This window comes from Aquimarina sp. ERC-38, from assembly GCF_026222555.1.
GTDB lineage: Bacteria > Bacteroidota > Bacteroidia > Flavobacteriales > Flavobacteriaceae > Aquimarina.
This window is the reverse complement of the sequence record NZ_CP098511.1, coordinates 3502988-3525198: the sequence shown is the minus strand read 5'-3', so window position 1 is coordinate 3525198 and position 22211 is coordinate 3502988. Positions and strand designations below refer to the sequence as shown.

Below are 22211 nucleotides of genomic sequence, written 5' to 3'. Positions count from 1 at the left end.
TTTTAAATATACCTATTGGTTTTTCTGGTAAGTTATTAACATTTTAAAAATTCTGAATTCTGAATTCTGAATTCTGAATTATAAGGATACCTTTGTCGCAAGCAGGCCACCTTATCGCTGTCCGCTATCAGCGGGGAGAGGAAAGTCCGGACACCATAGCGCAGGTATAGCGGGTAACACCCGTCATCACGCTATTAGTGTGATAGGACCAGTGCAACAGAAAGGATGTACAGGTAAGGCTGTAGTGAAATCAGGTAAACTCTATACGGTGCAACGCCATGTAAACCGACGTTTGAAGGTTGCGCGCCCGATGTCGGAGGGTAGGCGGTTAGATCGTATCAGCAATGTTACGGCTAGATAAATGATAAGGAATTCCGCTTTGGTAGAATTACAGAATCCGGCTTATGGCCTGCTTTTTAATAAACTTTAAACATTCCCCCGCAAATTTTCTTGTAACTTGCACACAAAGAAATTGTTTTTCTATGAATATTGCCATAGTCTGCTATCCGACTTTCGGAGGAAGTGGGGTAGTTGCCACTGAATTAGGAATTGCGCTTGCTAAAATGAAGCATCAGGTTCATTTTATTACCTATAAACAACCCGTACGTCTGGATTTATTAAATCCGAATATACATTTCCACGAAGTTACCGTACCGGAATATCCGTTATTTCACTATCAGCCTTATGAATTGGCCTTGTCCAGTAAATTGGTCGATAGTATTAAAAAATATAATATAGATATTTTACACGTACACTATGCAATTCCGCATGCCTATGCGGGTTATATGGCAAAAAAAATGTTGGCCGAAGAAGGCCTGGACATTCCAATGGTTACTACCTTGCACGGTACGGATATTACCTTAGTTGGGAATCATCCTTTTTACAAACCTGCGGTTACTTTTAGTATTAATAAAAGTGATATAGTGACCTCGGTTTCCCAAAGTTTAAAAGAAGATACCTTACGTTTATTTGATATTGAAATACCCATTGAGGTAGTCCCTAACTTTATTGATACACAAAAAAAGAAAACCGAATTTACAGAATGTCAAAGAGACCTGATGGCATTACCTGAAGAACGAATTGTAACCCATATAAGTAATTTTAGGGTAGTAAAGAGAATCGGGGATGTTATCGAAGTTTTTTACCGAATCCAAAAACAACTGCCAGCAAAACTAGTAATGGTAGGGGACGGCCCTGAAATGGATGCTGCGGTACAACAATGTAAAGTATTAGGTGTCAAAGACAAAGTGATCTTTTTAGGAAATAGTAACGAAATTGAGAAAATCTTATGCTTTTCTGACCTGTTTTTATTACCCTCACAACGTGAAAGTTTTGGTCTGGCTGCACTGGAAGCCATGTCCCACGGAGTACCCGTAGTATCTACCAATGCTGGTGGAATTCCCGAAGTAAATATCCATGGAGTTTCCGGATATTTAAGTAGTGTTGGAGCGGTAAACGATATGGCTGCCAATAGTCTACAAATTCTTAGAGATGATCGAACTTTAGAGCAATTTAAACAGAACGCTAGAAAGGAAGCGGAAAAATTTGATATTGACCAGATTGTACCCAGGTATTTAGAACTGTATGAAAGTGCATTGGCGGTGATTTGAGTTTGACATACTAAATATTGATAAATTAGATAACTCAAATTTGTTCTAAAATCTAAATACCGTAAAATTGTATGTCTGAATTAGATTTAGGATACGCTAATCATCTTGCAGAACAAATCTTACTAATTTGTTCCCTACTAGGAGGTTTTTCAATTACTATAGTTGCAAACTTATTAGTATCGCTAAAAAATTCAAAACTTTACAATAGTATATTGGCTATGTCTGTTCTCGCCGCTGGTTTTTTCTTGACCGCAGTTTTCTCAATGACTAAATTATTGTTGATGACCACAAAAGGTTATCCCCGGAAATTAATAAAAGACGATTTGATTTCCGTTAGAATCGTTGGTAGTACTTCTTTTTTAATTGGTATTATTGCTTTATTGACCGTAATATCTTTAGCAGGATGGACCAAATCCAAAAAGCTCGGTTATTTTACTACTTGTATTGGTGCGGTGACATTGGTTTTGGTGTTCTATTCTATGTGATGTTTATTAATAGAAAATTGAACTATTTAATAATTTATTTCATGATATAGTGTTGTCATTAGGCTTGTTTTTAATCTGTTCTATTTTATTCAACCATTCGTTAAATCTAGGACTTTTATTTCTTATCTTTTCCAATCCGATTGATTCCGCTAAAATATTACCATATACAACTTTATTATAACCATTAATAATTCTCTGAAGTCTGTGAGATGGTGAAGTTTCTCTTTTATTGTTAATCATCTCAGGATTGTCATATTTTATGAAGATATCTTCTAATTCTTTAAGACCGACAAGTTCATTTGGTAATATTTGTTCATGAAACACATTAATTTCGTTAAAAAGTAAGCCTTCAAATTCGTGAAGTTGCAAATAAGGAATATATCGAAAGCGATAGGTTTTATCAATATCCATTAACATTCCTTCTTCGAGAATTTCCATTCTTTTATTTTTATCATTTTCTGCTTCGGCCTTATCCCATTTAGGAAACTCATATTTACTATGGATACCGTAATAATCAATAAAAGTGGTAACAAAAGCAGACGTATCATTCATGAGATGTGATAAAACTTGTTTTTTTAACTCCTTCCATTTTACAATTCCTCCCATAGTTTTTTTAATTAAGGGAGGATAAACATAAATATTCTGGGCTGCGAAATACGGACTTAATGTTTTTTCACAAAACTCTTTTTCTGTCTCACCTTCACAAATAATTATAATCGTACTCATTAATAACCTAAAAGTTTGGTTGACCTGATGTTATAATATTACGTTTCCATAAATCATCAATGGTATAGTCTTCTAACCATTGATTAAGTTCATTATTATTTAACCTTTTAAATACAGATTCACCATTGATTTGGTCGACTGTAATAATATCCTCAGGAAGAAAATGACTTATTAAATCTGTGGATTGAGTTGCAATAATTACTTGACATCCTTTTATCGAAACAGATTTAATCATTCCTGCAAGTTTTGCTATTGCGGAAGGATGTAACCCTAATTCAGGTTCGTCGATGATTATTGTATCTGGCAAATCTGGTTGCATAAAGAGTACTGTCAGTGCAATAAACCTTATTGTTCCATCCGACAAGTCAGTTGCTCCGAATAATACATCACTGTATCTGTCCATCCACTGAAGTCGAACATAATTCTCACTATTAGGTTCAAAGAAAAAGTCTGAAAAATAAGGAGCTATTGATTGAATAATTTTTACAATTCGATTATATATAATTTTATTTGTATTTCTTATTTCATACAGGAAAGCAGAAAGATTTGCACCATCGTTATATAAAAAATAAATATCATTTTCCAAATGACTTAACTTAGTAAAAGCCGATTTTTTACTTGTATCATGAAAATGATATTTCCTTAATCCTTTTAAGTAATTTTGTATATATGGAGCTCGATAATTATCCGTAATTTTTAAACGAGCTTCACTATCTGAACGACTTATGTCTCTTCCTGGATCTCCTTTAAAAATTAATCTTTCTGAAGTAAATATAAATTGATTAACACCAGAAACCAAAGTAGATGCATAACCATTGTTACCATCATCAAATTCGATTTTAAAAGAAATGCTATCAGTATTTTTTTGACCTTTGTGAAGAATCTTGTCATTACCACCGGATAACGCAATATAGTCATTCAATTTTCTATCATATAACTTATTAAGAAAGTCAAAAAACGAGATAAAATTACTCTTTCCACTACCATTTGCGCCAATTAATATATTAATTGGATTTAATTCAATTTTTTCAAATTTAATAGACTTGTATCCTAATATCTCTATATAGTCCATTTTATATTGATTCTTTTTTCAAATTTAATGATATAAAATTGGATTTGAACTTTCAAATTGTAGTTAATAACTTTACATAGTCATAAACAACTATGTCTTTTCAATACCACTTGTGTAGTTCCCTTTATTATGATATATAAGTGTAGGGTTTAAATATTAGGGAATGCAATACTATTTTTAAAAGCAAGTAGTTTCTTGGTATCTTTTAATATAACTTCATTAAATAAGGTTTAACGATTTTCTAATAACCAGAAAACCATTATTTATTATCTCAATTCAAATTTCTAAATTGATGTGATCAGCTCACTACCTAAAACTGATACCGAACCCCTAAACCAATATCAAAACTTAGGTCATCATCATTATTACCAAAACCGATTTCAGGTCGAAAGTCTAGGGAAATAAGTAATGGAAATTCAAAGTTGTATTCCACTCCGATATCACCGGCGATAAATATAAAAGTTTCGCTATCATCCCGTCCGGAAGGATCTTCAAAATCTATAAATACAAAACCAGCTCCAGGACCAGCATACCAATTGAACCCTTTATCAATATTCCACACCCATTGGTATATTCCGGCAAGTTTAACGGCATCAAAGTTGTTATTTGCCCTCCAACCCAAATCAAATTCCAGACGTTGTGCGTTACCTAATCCTCTTTGATAAGAGACTTCCGCACCAAAACCATCATCGTCACCTAAACGCAATCCGATCGCATTTTTAGAAATATCCTGTGCTTGTAAAGACAGAAAACCAACACTTAGTAAACAACCGATAAAAAATAAGGATTTCATAGAATTACTACATTTATTTAGGAGCGTAAACATACAAAAACTTAAAAAAGTATATACAAGTCAGGTAAAATTTTGTTAAGAAAGTAAGTACCTTTGAGAGATGTCTATAGTGATACATACCTATCTGGAAGAATTAGAGAAAGTTATAGAAGGAGAACTGTATTGGGATGACTTACACCTCAAGATATATGCTACGGATGCTTCGGTATACCGGAAGATTCCAATAGCAGTAGCCTTTCCTAAAAATAAAAAGGATTTACAGAAACTAATTCGCTTTGCCGTCAAACAAAATATCGGGCTGATTCCCAGAACTGCAGGAACTTCGCTGGCAGGTCAATGTGTAGGAGAAGGGATGGTAGTGGATGTTTCAAAATATTGGACTCAAATTATCGGTCTTAACGTCAAAAACAAAACAGTTCGCGTTCAGCCGGGAGTAATTCGGGATGACTTGAACCGGTATTTAGAACCTTACGGTCTTTTTTTCGGACCTAATACCTCTACGTCTAACCGTTGTATGATTGGCGGCATGGTAGGTAATAATAGTAGCGGAACAACTTCTATTCAATATGGGGTTACCAGGGATAAAGTAAAGGCTATGGAAGCCATGCTTTCAGATGGATCGACGGTAACTTTTAAAGATATTACTAAAGAGGACTTACTTCAGAAAGCAAAAGATGTCTCTTTAGAAGGAAATATTTACAAAACCCTTTTTACTAAGCTTTCTTCGCCTAAAATTCGGGAAGAAATTGATAAGAATTTTCCAAAACCAGAAATTCACCGTAGAAATACCGGATATGCCTTAGATAGTTTAGTAAATACAGAAGTTTTTACGGATAACCAAACATCATTGAACCTCTGTAACCTACTGTCCGGAAGTGAAGGTACTTTAGCCTTTACTACTGAAATCACCTTACAACTGGATAATCTTCCACCTAAGGAAGCTTATATGGTTGCGGCACACTTCCATACAATTCAGGAATGTATGCAAGCAGTTGTCCCAATAATGCAACATACTTTATTCACTTGCGAAATGATGGATAAGGTGATCCTGGATTGTACTAAAAATAATAGCGAACACCTACAAAACCGATTTTTTGTAGCGGGAGACCCAAAGGCAATTTTACTCTTAGAAATTCGATCTGATTCCATTGCAGATTTGGAAACTCAACTTGTGCAATTGATCAAAACTTTAGAAGAAAATACAAATTCATATGCCCAACCGGTTTTAAAAGGCGATCAGATCCGTAGTGCTTTTGAATTACGTAAAGCAGGTTTAGGTTTGCTAGGTAATATGATCGGTGATAAAAAAGCAGTCGCTTGTATTGAAGACACCGCCGTGGCACTTTCAGATCTTGCCGAGTATATTGAAGAATTTAGTACCCTAATGATAAAATATGATCAGGAAGCGGTGTATTATGCCCATGCCGGAGCAGGCGAAATCCATTTACGACCCATTCTTAATTTAAAAAAAGAAGAAGAAGTTGTACTCTTTAAAAAAATCACTACGGATGTAGCACACCTGGTTAAAAAATATCAAGGGGCGATGAGTGGCGAACATGGAGATGGTATCGTACGCTCCGGTTTTATTCCGTTGATGTTAGGTGAAAAAAATTATGAAGTCATGCGTGCAATCAAAACTGCTTTTGATCCGCAAAATATTTTTAACCCCGGTAAAATCATCGATCCCTTGCCTATGGATCAAAACTTGCGGTACCAACCGGATCGTATAGAACCTGAAGTACATACGCTATTAAATTTTTCGGATTCTTTGGGTTTATTAAGGGCAATTGAAAAATGTAATGGGAGCGGAGATTGCCGGAAGTCCATCGAGGCAGGCGGAACTATGTGTCCCAGTTACCGTGCCACTAAAAACGAAAAAGATACTACCCGGGGACGGGCTAATGTATTAAGGGAATTCTTAACCAATTCAGAGCAGCAGAACAAATTTAACCATACCGAATTAAAGGAAGCTTTTGACCTTTGTATCAGTTGTAAAGGTTGTTCCAGTGAATGTCCTTCAAATGTAGATATAGCTGCTATGAAAGCGGAATTTGAATATCAATACCAAAAAGAAAATGGAGTTTCTTTACGAACCAAACTTTTTGCTTACAACCATAACCTGAATACTACCGGAAGAAAAGTAAAAGGGATTACCAATTTTGTTTTTAAAAACTCATTTACTTCCAATCTGTTAAAAAAAAGCTTAGGTATCGCAGAAAAACGATCATTACCAGAGTTAAGCTCTGTCTCTCTTAGAAGCTGGTGTGCTAAAAACCTGGAAAAATTACGACCCATAAATCCGTTACAAACCGTATATTTATTTATAGATGAATTTACCGATCAACTGGATAGCGAGATTGGGATAGATACCATTATAGTTTTAACTAAACTGGGTTACAAAGTTAAAATTACCAACCATGCTGAAAGCGGAAGGGCATTTATTTCAAAAGGACTTTTGGAACAAGCAAAAAAGCTAGCCATTAAAAATGTAGATATCTTTTCCGAATTACTTTCTGAAGAAATACCTTTATTGGGAATAGAACCTTCGGCTATTTTAACCTTTAGGGATGAATATTTACGCTTATATCCGGATGTTAAAAAAGCAACATCTTTAGCTAAAAAGGTATTTTTACTCGATGAATTCTTAAAAACTGAAATTGAAAAAGGAAATATTACTGCTTCGCAATGTACCACCGCCATAAAACGCATAGAAATACACGGACATTGCCATCAGAAAGCTTTATCTACCGTACATGCCACTTTTTCTTATCTCAACTTACCCACTAACTATGAAGTAACTATAATTCCCTCAGGGTGTTGTGGGATGGCAGGTTCCTTTGGGTACGAAAAAGAACACTATGACATTAGTATGGAAATAGGGGAGCAAACCTTATTTCCAACCATAAGAAAAGCTTCCGAAGAAATCAATATTGCAGCCCCAGGTACCAGTTGCCGACATCAAATCTATGATGGAACGGGTAGAAAGGCCTTGCATCCTATTAGTATTTTTAAAGAAGCATTATTATAGTAATAGATCACTAAAAACTGTTATTCATAAAAGTCTCCATACAATTTGTTTTCCATTCTTAAATATAAAAACCACTTGACTTACCAATGCTATTTAAAAAACTTTATAAAAATTAAATCGTCACATTAAGTTCGCGAGGAACGAGCGTTTATCGAGATGTTATACTATGAAATTTAGCTATGCTTCAGTTCATTCTGGGTCTTGTGATAAAAATAAACTACAAATTTCCTATTAGCGTTAGTATTTGTAGGTTTGTGAGACATAAGTATTTTTAAATTCTAGTTTCTTTCAGGTAATGGTCTATATAATTTTTGGAGTATCAGGTAGCGGAAAAACTTCTATTGGTAAAAAAGTAGCCGAAAGACTAGCCTTACCTTTTTATGATGCTGATGATTTTCATTCTAAAGAAAATATATATAAATTAAAAAATGGAATTTCGCTTACAGATGAAGACCGTTGGCCCTGGTTAGAAAAATTAGCTTTAGAAATTAAAAAATGGTCACAAGCAAACGGGGCGGTTTTAGCTTGTTCTGCTTTAAAGATATCATATCGTGAATTATTAGCTTCAAAAAGCGTAGTACTTCCTATTTTTATATTATTAGACGGTACTTACGTTGCTATAAAAGAACGAATTTCTCAAAGAACAGGACATTTTTTTGATCCTGCTCTTTTACAATCACAGTTTGATACTTTAGAGCTATCTAAAGATATTTTAAGAGTTCATATTAATTCATCCGTAGAGGAAGTAGTAAATAAGGTTTTAATGAAAATACAAACAACACAATCACAATTAGGTTTAATAGGATTAGGCGTTATGGGATCAAGCCTTGCCCAAAATATGTTATCCAAAGGTTTTTCAGTATCCGTTTATAACCGCCAGGTTGCTGAGGTAGAAGTAGATGTGGCAAAATTGTTTGTTGAAAGTTTAGCAGACCAAACCAAAGTTAAGGGATTTGATCAACTAGTACCTTTTATACAATCTTTGCAAAAACCAAGAAGCATTATGCTTATGGTAAATGCGGGAAAACCGGTGGATTTAGTAATTAAAGCTTTGCTTCCTCATCTGGATCTGGGAGATTGTATTATTGACGGGGGGAATTCACATTATCAGAAAAGTATTGCCCGTAGTCAATTTTTGAAAGAACATCAGATTGAATTTATAGGAGCAGGAATTTCGGGAGGACAGGAAGGTGCGTTAAAAGGTCCTTCTATCATGCCGGGAGGTTCTGAAAAAGCTTATAACGTTAGTGGAAAATTCTTGGAAGCCATTTCAGCAAAAGATAGAAACGAAAAACCTTGCTGTACCTTTGTAGGACCTGAAGGTTCCGGGCATTTTATTAAAATGGTGCATAACGGTATTGAATATGGAGAGATGCAACTTATAGCTGAAATCTATTACCTGCTTCGATTTTATATAACGCTTACCCCTCCGGAAATTAGTGAGGTTTTTAGCAAATGGGCAAGCAACGGAAAAAGTAGTTTTTTACTAGACATTTCAGCTAAAATTTTACAGAAAAAAGAAGGGGAAGGTTATTTGATAGATAAAATATTGGATAAGGCCGGACAGAAAGGTACCGGGGGTTGGTCTACCGTAGCGGCCTTAGATTTAGGAATGCCGGTATCTACCATTTCAGAGTCAGTCATGGCTCGAAATCTTTCCGGAATGAAAGGCGAACGGGTAGAAGCCGCTGCTGCATATCAATTAAAGAATAGCACTTTTCAAGGGGATCGTGATGCTTTTATACAAGACCTGGAAGAAGCGTATCATTTAGGAAGCATTATCAATCATTCCATTGGTTTTGATCTGATTTGCAAAGCTTCCGAAGAATATCAGTGGCAGTTAAATTTGTCCGAAATCGCTCGAATATGGACCAATGGTTGTATTATTAAAAGTGAATTAATGCAGGAAATTAGCGAGTTATTTAAGAGAGAAGAACAAAAAACTATTCTTCGCTTTCCAGACATAGTAACCCGAGTAATTTCAACTAAGGGTTCCTTACAAAAAACCGTTTCAGAAGCCTTAAGTTTAGGATGTCCGGTTCCAGTATTATCAGCAGGTTTAAATTACCTATTGACTTATACTTCAGCCTTGGCTTCGGCAAATATGATACAGGCACAACGGGACTTTTTTGGCGCGCATACCTATCAACGTAATGATCAACCTTTAGAAAAGTTTTTTCATACGGATTGGGAAGAATAAAGCTATGTACTTCTATTTATCGCTAGTTTAGATAAACCAAATGTTAATCTGCGGTGCATTTGAATAATAATAGTTGTAAATTCGTTGGTTCGAGTGCTTCGACGAAAGGAAGAAGTTTACTTCAACCAGTTCAGCAGAACTATGGAGAATAAGGATTTTAGTCAAAAAAGCTATTCTCGATACATTTTTTCTTCATTTTATTACGAAAAAATACTCGAATTGACGCTTTTTTCCCTAAATAAAACAGAAGTTAGATGTTGCTAGACTTAAAAACTTAATTTAAAACTAATAGTGTCCGGTAAAGAATCAAGACCCGCCTGCGGACGGGCAGGTCGCTATCACTTCTAGAATCAAGAATCAAGACTAATTATTATAATATTGAAAATCTTGTTTCCTGTATCCTGGCTCCTGATTTCTTTTATTTCGCGATAATTAATTTTACACTATTAGGGTCATGCCTTCCGTATCTTGCTTCCTGCTTCCTCACATTATCGTAAAATTAAACCCATACCACCTTTACTAATTTTTTATTTAAAGATTAACAAGTACATTTGTCGAAAATTTTGACATGGCAGGAAATACCTTTGGTACCTTATTTAAAGTAACAACATTCGGAGAATCTCATGGTCCCGCTATTGGTGGCGTTATTGACGGATGTCCATCGGGTGTTACCCTGGATATGAATGTCATTCAAGCTGAATTAGATCGAAGAAAACCAGGTCAGTCTGCCATTGTAACCCAACGTAAAGAACCGGATACCGTTGAATTTTATTCAGGTATTTTTGAAAACGTAACTACCGGAACTCCTATTGGGTTTGTAATTAAAAACGCCAACCAAAAATCAAAGGATTATTCGCATATCAAAAATTCGTACCGGCCTTCACATGCCGATTACACCTATGATCAGAAATACGGAGTTCGTGATTATCGGGGAGGAGGTCGTTCTTCTGCAAGAGAAACTGCAAGTAGGGTAGTGGCCGGAGCTATCGCCAAACAAGTATTGAATTCTATATCCTTTAATGCTTATGTAAGTAGCGTAGGAGACATTGAACTAAATAATAACTACCAGAATTTAGATTTTGCTGAAGCAGAAAAAAATCCGGTACGCTGTCCTGATCCTCAAATGGCAAAAACCATGGAAGATTACATTAAGCAAATTCGAAAAGAAGGCGATACGGTGGGTGGTACCGTAAGTTGTGTGATTAGCGGAGTGCCCATTGGTCTGGGCGAACCTGTTTTTGATAAATTACATGCAGAATTAGGAAAAGCAATGCTCTCCATCAACGCGGTAAAAGGCTTTGAATACGGTAGCGGTTTTGAAGGCGCAAAGTTAAAAGGAAGTCAGCATAATGATTTGTTTAACAATGATGGTACTACTCAAACCAACCTTTCCGGCGGAATTCAGGGAGGGATCTCTAACGGGATGGATATTTATTTTAAAGTAGCTTTTAAGCCGGTAGCTACGATTATGCAAGATCAGGAAACTATTAATAAAGATGGTAAAACGGTCATTATGCAAGGAAAAGGGCGACATGATCCCTGTGTGGTACCCAGAGCCGTACCCATTGTAGAAGCCATGGCAGCAATGGTTATCTTAGATTATTGGTTGTTGAACCGAACGATAAAAAGCGAAATTTAATCTACGTTTATTTGAATTGTTTACAACTCTTTAATATCACAACCTACATTCAAGTTATAAATGCAACAGTTTGCGTTTTGTTGATAAAAGTTGCGTATACCTCATTGGGTGTTTTATACCCGAACCTTTTCCTAGGCCTATTGTTTAAAATGTTTTCTACTTTCTCTACCGCTTCCTTAGTTATCTCTGCAAAGCTACTACCTTTTGGGAAATACTGCCTTATCAGCCCGTTGAGGTTTTCATTGGCACCCCTTTGCCAGCTATGGTAGGGTTTTGCAAAGTAGAAATCAATGTCAAGCTCCTCTGCTATTTCCTGATGGTTTGCAAACTCCTTCCCGTTGTCACTGGTAATAGTTTTAATAAAGGGCTTCCAATCTTCCAGTAGTTCTTCCGTTTTCACCTGGACTTCCCGGGCTGATTTGTTTTCTATATGTCCCATCCTTAGCATCCCTGTAGCCCTATCGTTTATAGTGACAAGGGCACCTCTATGGTCTTTACCTATCACCAGGTCAATCTCAAGGTCACCTATCCTTTCTTTTTTGTCTACTACCCGGGGGCGTTCTGTTATGTCCCTTCTATTAGGGATGCACCCCCTACCTGCTTGCTTACCGCCTCTTTTCTGGTACTTCCTTCCCTTATTACGCAAACAAAGGTATGTTCTCCCGCCTGCTTTCTTATCCTGCCATATAAACTGGTAAATACGTTCATGCGATACACAAGGGGTCCCCTCTAGCATAGCCCTTCCTTTGATCTGTTCCGGGCTAAGGTGGTCTTGAAGCCCATCACAAACAAGCTTCTCCATGGAAGGGGTAAAAACCTTATGCTTTGTTTTATCCTTATGGCGTTTTTGGGCTTTTCTTTGGGCTAGCTCAGCATTGTACTTCCCACTTCGGTGATCAGCATTGCGTCCTACTTCCCTATATATAGTAGAGCGATCCCGACCCAACTGTTCTGCTATTTCCTTTTTAGGGGTTTTAAGTTCTAAAAGCGCTGATATTTTGTACCTTTCCTCCAGCGTTAAATGTTCCATATTCTTTAAGTTTTCCAACCCAAAGGTATGAGATTTTTCGCCGCCCCCACCATAGTTTTAGCCCTAGGGCTAAAACTATGGTGGGGGCTTTTTATCAACAGATAAACTGTTGCATTTATGTGTTGAATCTAAGCAACCATAATTTGATAATCATAAAAAGTTTACCTGTTATTTCTGAATATTTACCAAAAAGCACGTAAGAATTACCAGATTACGTATTAATACGTATTTTAGTATGTGGTTTTAAGTAGTATCATAAAAATGTAGTTTTTCAAATTTACTTAAAAGAAACCCATTTAAAAATACAAACAATTATTTTGCATACCCACTCCGCATTAGAAAATATGACAGTTACTTCGCGTAATGCGTGTGTTTCATGTAATAATAAAAATTGTCTTATTAATAAAAATCTAAACTCTAAAATCGTTTTACGTTTTACCGAAGAGCGTAGAGAAATCAGGTGTAAAAAAGGACAACAATTTATTATGGAAGGCGCCTCCGTAACCGGGCTTTTCTTTTTACTTAGTGGTAAGGTAAAAGTCTCTCGTACCGGATTAATGGGTAAAGAGCAAATCGTTCGGTTTGCTAGTGAAGGTGAGATCATAGGGCACCGGGGGTTCGGGACAGAAGAATCTTACCCAATAAGTGCTACAGCCCTGGAAGATTGTAAGCTTTGCTATTTTTCTAAAGAAAGCCTTCAGGAAGTACTACGTCTGGAACCTTCATTTACCTACGCCTTAATGCTTTTTTATGCCAACGAATTAAATAAAAGCGAAGTAAAAGTAAAGTCCTTATCTCAAATGACGGTTAGAGAACGGGTTATAGATACCTTATTATATGTCAACCGAAAATTTGGTCAGACTAACGGATATATATCTGTAATATTAAGTCGTAGAGAATATGCGGATTATGCCGGTACTACCGAAGAACAGGTAATACGCATTTTATCTTCCCTTAAAAAAGAAACGCTAATTTTTACCAAAGGAAAACGTATCGGTCTTCATTCGACACAAGCTCTACAAAGGGAAATTGACGAACATAATTTCTACTTAGGATAAGTAAATTCATTACTTATTTTATCAATATACGTACTACTACGTATTACCCTGTGCTTTTTCTTAAATTTTAATTACTTGATTATGTTATTATTATCTAAAATACCTGTCAAAACGCAGGTATAAAGATGTAATAAAAAAAGGTTTACTCCTGTTTGAACGCACATAGCATTTAGAGCAGTGCGTGTATATTTGTTTAAAATTAAGTATTAATACGTAGTAAATACTAAAACGTAAGATTATGAAATTCTCACCAACTAAAACATTCTTTCTAACATGTTTATCAGCACTTCTTATAGCATGTGGAGGAAAAGAAACCAAAAAAACCGAGACTGCGACCACTGAAACCGAAACAGATTCCGGTAAGAATACACTGGATATCGAAAAACCTCAATTGACTTTTGGGTTTATTAAGCTAACCGATATGGCTCCTTTAGCTATTGCAAAAGAAAAAGGGTTTTTTGAAGATGAAGGTTTATTTGTTTCCGTAGAAGCACAATCCAACTGGAAAAATGTACTTGACCGGGTTATTGACGGTCAGTTAGACGGTTCGCATATGCTTGCCGGTCAACCAATCGCGGCAGGGGCTGGATTTGGTAGACAAGCTAAACTGGTAACTCCTTTTTCTATGGACCTTAACGGTAACGGTATAACGGTAAGTAACGATGTCTGGTCAAAAATGAAACCTAATGTTCCCAAAGGAGCTGATGGAAAACCTGAACATCCGATTAAAGCGGATGCTTTAAAACCTGTAATTACCGAGTATAAAAATTCAGGAAAACCTTTTAAAATGGGAATGGTATTTCCGGTTTCCACACATAATTACGAAATACGTTATTGGTTAGCAGCAGCCGGAATTCACCCGGGAATGTACACAGCAGATAACGTACAGGGACAAATTGATGCGGAAGTTTTATTATCCGTAACCCCACCACCACAAATGCCAGCTACTTTAGAATCCGGAACTATTTACGGATACTGTGTAGGAGAGCCATGGAATCAACAAGCTGTTTTCAAAGGTATTGGAGTACCAGTAGTAACTAATTACGATATCTGGAAAAACAATCCGGAAAAAGTATTTGTAATGACTCAAAAATTTATCGATGAGAATCCGAATACAGCAGTAGCAGTAACTAAAGCCTTAATTCGTGCCGGAAAATGGTTAGATCAGCCTGAAAATAGAGCAGAAGCCGTAAAGATTTTATCCATGTCTCAATATGTAGGAGCACCTGAAGAGGTATTAGCAAATTCTATGACCGGAACTTTTGAATTCGAAAAGGGAGACAAAAGAGAAATGCCTGACTTTAATGTATTTTATAAATACAACGCTACATACCCATTCTATTCTGACGGAATCTGGTTTTTGACCCAAATGAGAAGATGGGGACAAATTCCGGAATCAAAACCAGCAGGATGGTATGAAAGTACAATTAAAGACATTTACCGACCTGATATCTGGAAAAAAGCAGCAAATCTTCTTGTAGAAGAAGGACATATACCTGCAACCGATATTCCGGATACGGATGGGTACAAACCTAAAACCACAGATTTTATTGATGGTAATGCCTTTGATGCAAAAGATCCGATCGGATACATCAATAGTTTCACTATAGGTAATAAAGATCAAGCCAATTAATTGATAAGTATACTCTTAAATAAAAAGTAATATGGGACATAATATCACCTTAAAAAAAGAAGGACAGCAAATCGCTTTTCTAAAACCGGTAACAAACTGGTTTACCGCAAGATTTCAAAAGGCTAATGTTTTAAAATCGCTACGTAAAACAGCAATTACCATTGTATCCATATTGCTTTTTATCGGATTATGGCACCTGGGAGCAAAAGCTTTATATAATGTAGAAGCAGATTATAAAATTGAAAAAGCACTTACGGAGCAAGGACAACAAGCTGCTGATGCATTAACCGCTTGTATAGCTGCGGGTACTAGCAGTTGCCAACCTAATACTTTACCTTCACCAGCACAAGTATGGGCATCCTTACAGTCTTTGATCGCAGACCATCAAGTAATTACCGCAGATAAAGCAGCCTTTGTTGAAAAGATGAAGGGGGTAAATGAGAAACTGGTTGCTCAAGGCAAAGATGCCATTGTCTACACAGGTAGAGCTTCATTTATTGATATTGTCTTAACCAGTATTAAAACAGTATTCGCAGGATTCCTACTAGCACTATTAATCGCAGTACCTATTGGTATTGTCATCGGACTAAGCCCTACGTTAAGAAGTGCATTTAATTGGTTTATCCAAATTTTTAAACCGGTATCTCCGGTAGTTTGGTACCTGTTAGTGTTTATGATCGTAAAAACTTTATATATAGGTGATAGTTCTGATAATGCCTTTGTCATTTCATTCATCAGTGTAGGTTTATGTGCGATGTGGGCAACCCTGGTTAATACGGCAATGGGCGTATCATCGGTTGATAAAGATTACATTAATGTAGCTAAAGTGCTTAAATTAGGAACTTTTCAAAAAGTTTTTAAAGTAATTTTACCTTCTTCTCTTCCTTTAATTTTTACAGGACTTCGTATTACTCTTTCCGTAGCCTGGATGGTATTGATTGCCATTGAACTTTTGGCGCAAAGCCAAGGCTTAGGTTTGTTCGTTTGGGAGGAATTTCAGAATGGGGCTAATGATTCCAACTCTAAAATTATCGTAGCCATGTTTGTAATTGGTATTATTGGTTTTCTTTTAGATCGAATCATGTTAGTTATTCAAAATACAGTTTCTTTTAATAAAAACGAAGCAGTTTAATTATTAAACTTAAAACTGAAAACATGGCGTATTTAGAATTAAATAGTGTATACAAGTCTTACGGAGAAGGAGATAATAAAACCAATGTACTTTCTAATATAAATTTATCTATTGAAGAAGGAGAGTTTGTAGCCATCGTTGGTTTTACCGGAAGTGGAAAAACCACCTTAGTTAACTTGATTAACGGGTTGTTACAACCTACTGATGGAGAAGTATTATTCAAAGGAAAACCGATAGAAGGTACCAGCCATGAACGTGGTGTAATTTTTCAGAACTATTCTTTACTTCCCTGGTTAACCGTAGGTCAAAATATTTATATGGCCGTTAAAGAAGCTTTTCCAAAAACAAAAAAAAGCGAATTGCAGGAACGGGTAAAAGAGTACGTAGGGATGGTAAGTTTAAGCCCTGCTATTAATAAACGTCCTAAAGAACTTTCCGGAGGAATGAGACAGCGAGTGGCAGTTGCCAGAGCTCTAGCCATGAATCCCGAAATGATTATTATGGATGAACCACTGGGAGCACTGGATGCTTTAACCCGGGGGAATCTACAAGATGAAATATTGAATATCTGGAGTAAAGATAAACGAACCGCCTTATTAATTACTAACGATGTAGATGAAGGTATTTATATGGCGGACCGTATAATTCCCTTAAAACCTGGACCTAATGCCACGCTTGGCCCTGAATTCAAAATTGATATCGAACGTCCCAGGGATAAAACTGCATTAAATGATAATCCTAATTACAAAAAAACACGTAATGCGATTATCGAATATCTAATGGATATTGGAGAATCCCGAAAATCAGTATCTAAAGAAGTATATATGCTACCGGACATCGCACCAAAAGGTTTTGTAGCCTAAAAAAATTGTACTATGACGACAGAAACCTTATCAAAACAAATTACCAAAGAAAATGGCATTGCGTATTCTTCAAAAGTAATGCTGGACCTGGTAAACTTAAAGAAAGTATACCCAACTCCTAAAGGAGACTATACCGTTCTAGAGAACCTAAACCTTCAAATTATGAAGGAAGAGTTTGTAACAATTATCGGACATTCCGGTTGTGGTAAAACGACCATGTTATCTATGATTGCCGGACTCAACGAAATTTCCGGTGGGAATATAGCAGTCTTAGGCAAACCGGTAAAAGGTCCGGGACCGGATCGAGGAGTCATCTTTCAATCACCAAGTTTAATGCCATGGATGACTGCTCTGGACAATGTCCTTTTAGGAGTTAATCAGGTATTTAGCCATGCTACTAAAAAAGAACGTAACGATATTGCTAAGTATTATTTGCATAAAGTAGGGCTGGAAGGTGCTTTTAATAAAAAAGCAAATGAATTATCGCAAGGGATGCAGCAAAGGGTAGGAATAGCACGTGCATTTGCCATCAAACCAAAGGTACTATTGTTAGATGAACCTTTTGGAATGCTTGATTCCCTAACTCGCGGAGAATTACAAGATATCCTTATCGAAATTTGGAACAAAGAAAAAATTACGGCAGTAATGATCACCCACGATGTAGACGAGGCTATCTTTTTAGCAGATCGCGTAGTTATGATGACCAGTGGGCCTTGTGCAAAAATCGGTGATATATTGAATATTGACTTCAAAAGACCAAGAACCCGAAAATCCGTATTAGAACATTCTGATTATTACGCATATAGAAAGCATCTCATTGACTTTCTAGAGCATTAAATTAATTATAACCATTACTTTTTTTAACTACAACTATTTAAACTAAAATTATGAAGAAACAATTCATATATATTATCACGTTACTTTTTGCATGTCAAATTGCACAAGCACAATTTAAACTAAGTGGAGAATTTAAACCTCGAACAGAATTCCGTCATGGTTTCGGAAATTTGATTCCGGATGCTGCAGAACCTGGTTTTGGAATTTCTACCCGGGTACGCCTTAACAGTGATTATACTTTTGGGGCTTATGAATTATACGTCAGTTTACAAGACGTAGCAGTTTGGGGAGAGAACCGCCAGATTTTACCCTTCGATCAGAATAATTCTTTTGCCGTTTTTCAAGCATGGGCAAAAATCAATTTAGGTAGCGGTTGGTCAACTAAACTAGGACGACAAGTACTATCTTATGATGATCAGCGTATTTTAGGAGGCTTAGATTGGGCTCAACAAGGTCGTAACCATGATCTTGGCTTGTTTACCTATAAATCTGAAAAATTTAAAGCTGATTTTGGGTTTGCATGGAATCAGGATACGCAAAATCCAACCGGATTTGATTCTGTAGGTAATTTGTATACGATCACTGGTTTCTTTTCCTATAAACACATGCAGTATATGCATTTAAACTTTAAAAATAAGGGGCTTAATGGTAGTTTATTAGTATTGAATAATGGTTTTCAAGATTTTACAAGAGATGCTGATGGAAATATTGATTCTTTTGGAGGGATTAGCAGTTTACAAACCTTTGGTGCCCATTTAAACTATAAACTAGGAGATTTAGGAATTCTTTTTAACGGGTATTTACAAACGGGCGACCGTCAGAATGAAGTGGATGTAAAAGGGGCTTATTTGACTAGTCTTGATCTAAATTATAAAACAAGTTCTGTAGTAAACTTAGGTATTGGAGCAGAAATTATCAGTGGTAACGATGGAGAAGCAGGAGAAACCGGAGCTTTCTTCCCTTTATACGGTACTAATCATAAGTTTAATGGTTTTATGGATTACTTCTACGTTGGAAACCATGCAAATTCAGTAGGATTAATTGATTTGCATGCTAGTGTTAAGTTCAATACCAGTGAAACTTCTAACCTGTTAATCAAAGTATTAAACTTTAGCGGAGAACAAGAAACTGCAGGGGGTGAAAAATCCCTAGGTACGGAAGTAGATATTGTATTTGCTAAAAAATTCAAAGGATTTGCATTAGCAGCAGGATATTCTCAAATGTTTGCTAGCGATGGTCTATACGAGATTAGAAATATCACAGAAGATGCAGCGGCAGATGTTCAAAACTGGGCATGGTTACAGTTAGTATTTAAGCCTAACTTTTTTGAAAACTTTGATCCGAAAGAATAGCTATTTTTCCACAGAGAAAACAACTACTAAAAATTTATTAAACAAGTAATACTTAAAAATCGTCATAGTTTTTACAGTGTTAGTTTAAAAGAGTTTGTCCGTATGGTCAAACTCTTTTTTGTAATTATTAGTGCCGGCTTAAAAGAAATAAAAGTTTATGAAGCGTATCAAAATAAGGTGATTCTAAACTTTAAAGTATTTAGAGGCTGCTTTTTTACTTTTTTAAAAGTAATTTTTTTTAAACATGAATAATCTTATATAATTGATTTTCAACATTATAATGATTAGTCTTGATTCTTGGTTCTAGAAGCGATAGCGATCTTGAATCTTTACCGGACACTAATGTTTTGTAATGTATCTTTGCCACTCTCTTTTTACTATAAGCAAGATGAAATACATTTCTCAAAACGGAACCCATCAACCTATAAACCAAGCTGGTTTGTCTGTTTACAACCGTGGATATCAATACGGAGATGCAGTTTTTGAAACGATAAAAGTTAAACATCAACTTATTCTTTTTTGGGAAGATCATTATTTGCGCTTAATGGCATCCATGCGAATCATGCGGATGGAAATTCCGATGAATTTTACCATGGAATATCTTCAGGAAAAAATAGTAGAACTTATCGCAATAAATGATTTAGCTGATAAAGTAAATCGTGTTAAAATTATAGTGCATAGAAGTGAAGGAGGATTATATACTCCAAAGCAAAGAGGGGTAGAGTTTATAATTTTTGCGGAAGAGATTGAAGAACTATTTACAATTAAAGAAAATCATTCTTATGAAGTAGGTTTGTATAAAGATCATTATGTTACACCTGATTTATTATCTACCCTTAAATCTAATAATAGATTAATCAATGTTTTAGGAAGTATTTTTGCTGAAGAGAATAATTTTAAGAATTGCTTGCTATTAAATACGAATAAGATGGCTATTGAATCGCTTAATGCCAATATTTTTATGGTGAACGGAACCACCATTAGTACCCCTCCGCTAACAGACGGATGTCTTAATGGAATCATGCGTTTGCAAATTCTTAAACTACTGAAAAAAAATTCGGACTATGCTATCGAAGAAACTTCTATATCTCCTTTTCAGCTACAAAAAGCAGACGAGCTATTTTTAACCAATACGATTTCCGGAATTATTCCAATAACCAAGTACAAGAAAAAGGAGTATATCACGAAGACTTCTTTACAACTACAAAAATTACTGCAACAGGAAATTAAAAAGATGGGAATTAATGGCAACTTGATGGAGTAGAAGTATGTAAATTTAATTATAACTCGGGTTTTCAGGAGCGTTAGACCATAAAATATAGTCTCCACCTAATTCAATCATCTTTTCTTTCCAAAAAGAAGTATCAGGTTTATTGATTATATTTTTTTCGTACGTGTTCTTTACAATAACCCAAGAATTTGATTCTAATTCTGATAATAATTGATTAGCATCCCATCCGGAATAACCTAAAAAAAACCGAATTTCTTTTGCACTAATTTTATTTTCCTCAATCAACTTGGAAACTTCGGTAAAATCGCCTCCCCAGTAGATTCCGTTAGAAATTTCAATACTTTTAGGTATTAAGTGAGGTACTTTATGAATGAAATATAAATTATCCTGCTCTACTGGTCCGCCATTATAAATTGAAAAGTTAGCATTAATTTCCGGTACTAGATCTGATAATGTATATTCTAAGGGTTTGTTCATTATAAATCCAACTGAACCCTGTACGCCATGATCTGCAAGCAATACCACAGATCGGTTAAACGAATCACCGGTTATTGATGGCTCAGCTATCAACAAATGTCCTTTAGCGGGTTCAAGTGAGGTCATACGCTTTTATTTACATAATCTAAAACTATATAAAATTTTTGCAATAATCAAAGATGTTATTGATTTTTTTTAACTGTAAACTTCAAGAAAGTTGCTTTTTTACAGGTAAGATGTAGTAAGAAAGGTATTTACATCCGGTAAAGATTTAAGATTGCCATTACTTCTAGAATTAAGAGTCAAGGCAAAGTTATAATGGTTTTGAAATGCAATACCACAAATTATTTACTTGAAAAAACAAACTACTTTTAAAAATGTAAAATAGCAACCTTAAAATATGATAAAGTTTGGAATTACCTTATTTACGATACTTTATAAACTTTTAGTTATTTCAGCCGGACACTAATAATAAAAAATGTAAGTTATAAAAGCTTCGTAAGTGACATAAGCATTTGTTTATAGAATTTAAAAATTAAGCAAGCATAAAAAACCCCTTATACGAATATAAGAGGTTCTGCTATAATAAATAAATCGTTCTAGTTTACAGCTCCTGATAGATCTGCACCTGCTTTAAATTTAACTACATTTTTAGCAGCGATTTTGATAGTTTTACCGGTTTGAGGGTTTCTTCCTTCTCTCGCAGCTCTTTTTGATACTGACCAAGATCCGAAACCTACTAAAGAAATACGATCTCCCTTCTTAAGAGATTTCTGTACATTTCCTAAAAATGATTCCAATGCTTTTTTTGCGGCGGCCTTTGTGATTCCCGCATCTTCTGCCATTGCATCAATTAATTCTGTTTTATTCATAATTCTGATTTTAAATAATTGGTAGTTGCGCACCAACTTTTGTTAAACGCAATACAAATTTATATGGATTTATGACCCTTGCAAGGATTAGCCCAGTAAATACGGGGTTTTGTTAATAACTATATTCGATTGTTAATAAAGATTTATTTTTTATGAAAAGTTAACAGTAAAAA

18 protein-coding genes and 1 other RNA gene are annotated in these 22211 nt (G+C 35.5%); 13 read left to right on the top strand and 6 right to left on the bottom strand.

Going from position 1 to position 22211, the window contains the following annotated elements:
* The first annotated feature begins 98 nt into the window (after nt 1–98).
* The 3 genes from rnpB to NBT05_RS14740 all read left to right on the top strand — a co-directional run bounded on the left by rnpB (nt 99) and on the right by NBT05_RS14740 (nt 2095).
* An RNA gene (rnpB, locus tag NBT05_RS14750) (RNase P RNA component class A) lies at nt 99–420 on the top strand.
* A 62-nt stretch (nt 421–482) separates the two neighbouring features.
* Complete coding sequence (gene bshA / locus NBT05_RS14745; RefSeq protein WP_265770636.1) at nt 483–1610, top strand: N-acetyl-alpha-D-glucosaminyl L-malate synthase BshA; 1128 nt, start codon at nt 483–485, stop codon at nt 1608–1610.
* Between the two features lie 71 nt (nt 1611–1681).
* Nucleotides 1682–2095 (top strand): hypothetical protein, encoded by a 414-nt coding sequence (locus NBT05_RS14740; RefSeq protein ID WP_265770635.1) that lies wholly within the window; start codon nt 1682–1684, stop codon nt 2093–2095.
* Between the two features lie 39 nt (nt 2096–2134).
* Here the strand turns inward: NBT05_RS14740 and NBT05_RS14735 are convergent, their stop codons facing one another.
* From NBT05_RS14735 to NBT05_RS14725, 3 genes are all read right to left on the bottom strand, one after another.
* Nucleotides 2135–2821: a DUF4276 family protein gene (locus NBT05_RS14735; protein ID WP_265770634.1), complete on the bottom strand. Its 687-nt coding sequence runs from the start codon at nt 2819–2821 to the stop codon at nt 2135–2137.
* 7 nt (nt 2822–2828) lie between these two features.
* Nucleotides 2829–3893 (bottom strand): AAA family ATPase, encoded by a 1065-nt coding sequence (locus tag NBT05_RS14730; RefSeq protein WP_265770633.1) that lies wholly within the window; start codon nt 3891–3893, stop codon nt 2829–2831.
* Between the two features lie 310 nt (nt 3894–4203).
* Complete coding sequence (locus tag NBT05_RS14725; protein WP_265770632.1) at nt 4204–4686, bottom strand: hypothetical protein; 483 nt, start codon at nt 4684–4686, stop codon at nt 4204–4206.
* Nucleotides 4687–4786: 100 nt separating this feature from the next.
* Here NBT05_RS14725 and NBT05_RS14720 point away from each other — a divergent pair, with 100 nt between their 5' ends.
* The 3 genes from NBT05_RS14720 (at nt 4787) to aroC (ending at nt 11553) form a co-directional block, all read left to right on the top strand.
* The gene (locus NBT05_RS14720) at nt 4787–7714 is read left to right on the top strand and encodes an FAD-binding and (Fe-S)-binding domain-containing protein (RefSeq protein ID WP_265770631.1); all 2928 of its coding nucleotides are present in this window, start codon (nt 4787–4789) and stop codon (nt 7712–7714) included.
* Between the two features lie 295 nt (nt 7715–8009).
* Nucleotides 8010–9914: a decarboxylating NADP(+)-dependent phosphogluconate dehydrogenase gene (gene gnd / locus NBT05_RS14715; RefSeq protein ID WP_265770630.1), complete on the top strand. Its 1905-nt coding sequence runs from the start codon at nt 8010–8012 to the stop codon at nt 9912–9914.
* Between the two features lie 568 nt (nt 9915–10482).
* On the top strand, nt 10483–11553 hold the full coding sequence (gene aroC / locus NBT05_RS14710) for a chorismate synthase (protein WP_265770629.1): 1071 nt from the start codon (nt 10483–10485) through the stop codon (nt 11551–11553).
* A 49-nt stretch (nt 11554–11602) separates the two neighbouring features.
* Here aroC and NBT05_RS14705 read toward each other — a convergent pair whose 3' ends face one another.
* The gene (locus tag NBT05_RS14705; protein ID WP_265770627.1) at nt 11603–12583 is read right to left on the bottom strand and encodes an IS30 family transposase; all 981 of its coding nucleotides are present in this window, start codon (nt 12581–12583) and stop codon (nt 11603–11605) included.
* Nucleotides 12584–12927: 344 nt separating this feature from the next.
* Between NBT05_RS14705 and NBT05_RS14700 the strand changes: the two genes are divergently transcribed.
* The 7 genes from NBT05_RS14700 to NBT05_RS14670 all read left to right on the top strand — a co-directional run bounded on the left by NBT05_RS14700 (nt 12928) and on the right by NBT05_RS14670 (nt 20722).
* Nucleotides 12928–13641 carry a Crp/Fnr family transcriptional regulator gene (locus tag NBT05_RS14700; protein WP_265770626.1) on the top strand — a complete coding sequence of 238 codons (714 nt, stop codon included), beginning with the start codon at nt 12928–12930 and terminating at the stop codon, nt 13639–13641.
* A 238-nt stretch (nt 13642–13879) separates the two neighbouring features.
* Nucleotides 13880–15274 (top strand): CmpA/NrtA family ABC transporter substrate-binding protein, encoded by a 1395-nt coding sequence (locus NBT05_RS14695; RefSeq protein ID WP_265770625.1) that lies wholly within the window; start codon nt 13880–13882, stop codon nt 15272–15274.
* 31 nt (nt 15275–15305) lie between these two features.
* Entirely contained in the window at nt 15306–16406 is a 1101-nt protein-coding gene (locus tag NBT05_RS14690) for an ABC transporter permease (RefSeq protein ID WP_265770624.1), read from the top strand.
* 23 nt (nt 16407–16429) lie between these two features.
* Entirely contained in the window at nt 16430–17269 is an 840-nt protein-coding gene (locus NBT05_RS14685; RefSeq protein WP_265770623.1) for an ABC transporter ATP-binding protein, read from the top strand.
* Between the two features lie 12 nt (nt 17270–17281).
* Nucleotides 17282–18106 (top strand): ABC transporter ATP-binding protein, encoded by an 825-nt coding sequence (locus NBT05_RS14680; protein ID WP_265770622.1) that lies wholly within the window; start codon nt 17282–17284, stop codon nt 18104–18106.
* A gap of 50 nt (nt 18107–18156) precedes the next feature.
* The gene (locus NBT05_RS14675; protein ID WP_265770621.1) at nt 18157–19458 is read left to right on the top strand and encodes a hypothetical protein; all 1302 of its coding nucleotides are present in this window, start codon (nt 18157–18159) and stop codon (nt 19456–19458) included.
* A gap of 388 nt (nt 19459–19846) precedes the next feature.
* Nucleotides 19847–20722: an aminotransferase class IV gene (locus NBT05_RS14670; protein WP_265770620.1), complete on the top strand. Its 876-nt coding sequence runs from the start codon at nt 19847–19849 to the stop codon at nt 20720–20722.
* 12 nt (nt 20723–20734) lie between these two features.
* Here the strand turns inward: NBT05_RS14670 and NBT05_RS14665 are convergent, their stop codons facing one another.
* Entirely contained in the window at nt 20735–21292 is a 558-nt protein-coding gene (locus NBT05_RS14665) for a YqgE/AlgH family protein (RefSeq protein ID WP_265770619.1), read from the bottom strand.
* A 473-nt stretch (nt 21293–21765) separates the two neighbouring features.
* A complete protein-coding gene (locus tag NBT05_RS14660) occupies nt 21766–22038 on the bottom strand; it encodes an HU family DNA-binding protein (protein ID WP_265770618.1) in 273 nt (90 codons plus the stop codon).
* Nucleotides 22039–22211 lie beyond the last annotated feature (173 nt).

Excerpts from the sequence above, each read along its gene's own strand:
- bshA (WP_265770636.1), top strand. The coding sequence starts at position 483 with ATGAATATTGCCATAGTCTGCTATCCGACTTTCGGAGGAAGTGGGGTA.
- NBT05_RS14740 (WP_265770635.1), top strand. The coding sequence starts at position 1,682 with ATGTCTGAATTAGATTTAGGATACGCTAATCATCTTGCAGAACAAATC.
- NBT05_RS14735 (WP_265770634.1), bottom strand. The coding sequence starts at position 2,821 with ATGAGTACGATTATAATTATTTGTGAAGGTGAGACAGAAAAAGAGTTT.
- NBT05_RS14730 (WP_265770633.1), bottom strand. The coding sequence starts at position 3,893 with ATGGACTATATAGAGATATTAGGATACAAGTCTATTAAATTTGAAAAA.
- NBT05_RS14725 (WP_265770632.1), bottom strand. The coding sequence starts at position 4,686 with ATGAAATCCTTATTTTTTATCGGTTGTTTACTAAGTGTTGGTTTTCTG.
- NBT05_RS14720 (WP_265770631.1), top strand. The coding sequence starts at position 4,787 with ATGTCTATAGTGATACATACCTATCTGGAAGAATTAGAGAAAGTTATA.
- gnd (WP_265770630.1), top strand. The coding sequence starts at position 8,010 with ATGGTCTATATAATTTTTGGAGTATCAGGTAGCGGAAAAACTTCTATT.
- aroC (WP_265770629.1), top strand. The coding sequence starts at position 10,483 with ATGGCAGGAAATACCTTTGGTACCTTATTTAAAGTAACAACATTCGGA.
- NBT05_RS14705 (WP_265770627.1), bottom strand. The coding sequence starts at position 12,583 with ATGGAACATTTAACGCTGGAGGAAAGGTACAAAATATCAGCGCTTTTA.
- NBT05_RS14700 (WP_265770626.1), top strand. The coding sequence starts at position 12,928 with ATGACAGTTACTTCGCGTAATGCGTGTGTTTCATGTAATAATAAAAAT.
- NBT05_RS14695 (WP_265770625.1), top strand. The coding sequence starts at position 13,880 with ATGAAATTCTCACCAACTAAAACATTCTTTCTAACATGTTTATCAGCA.
- NBT05_RS14690 (WP_265770624.1), top strand. The coding sequence starts at position 15,306 with ATGGGACATAATATCACCTTAAAAAAAGAAGGACAGCAAATCGCTTTT.
- NBT05_RS14685 (WP_265770623.1), top strand. The coding sequence starts at position 16,430 with ATGGCGTATTTAGAATTAAATAGTGTATACAAGTCTTACGGAGAAGGA.
- NBT05_RS14680 (WP_265770622.1), top strand. The coding sequence starts at position 17,282 with ATGACGACAGAAACCTTATCAAAACAAATTACCAAAGAAAATGGCATT.
- NBT05_RS14675 (WP_265770621.1), top strand. The coding sequence starts at position 18,157 with ATGAAGAAACAATTCATATATATTATCACGTTACTTTTTGCATGTCAA.
- NBT05_RS14670 (WP_265770620.1), top strand. The coding sequence starts at position 19,847 with ATGAAATACATTTCTCAAAACGGAACCCATCAACCTATAAACCAAGCT.
- NBT05_RS14665 (WP_265770619.1), bottom strand. The coding sequence starts at position 21,292 with ATGACCTCACTTGAACCCGCTAAAGGACATTTGTTGATAGCTGAGCCA.
- NBT05_RS14660 (WP_265770618.1), bottom strand. The coding sequence starts at position 22,038 with ATGAATAAAACAGAATTAATTGATGCAATGGCAGAAGATGCGGGAATC.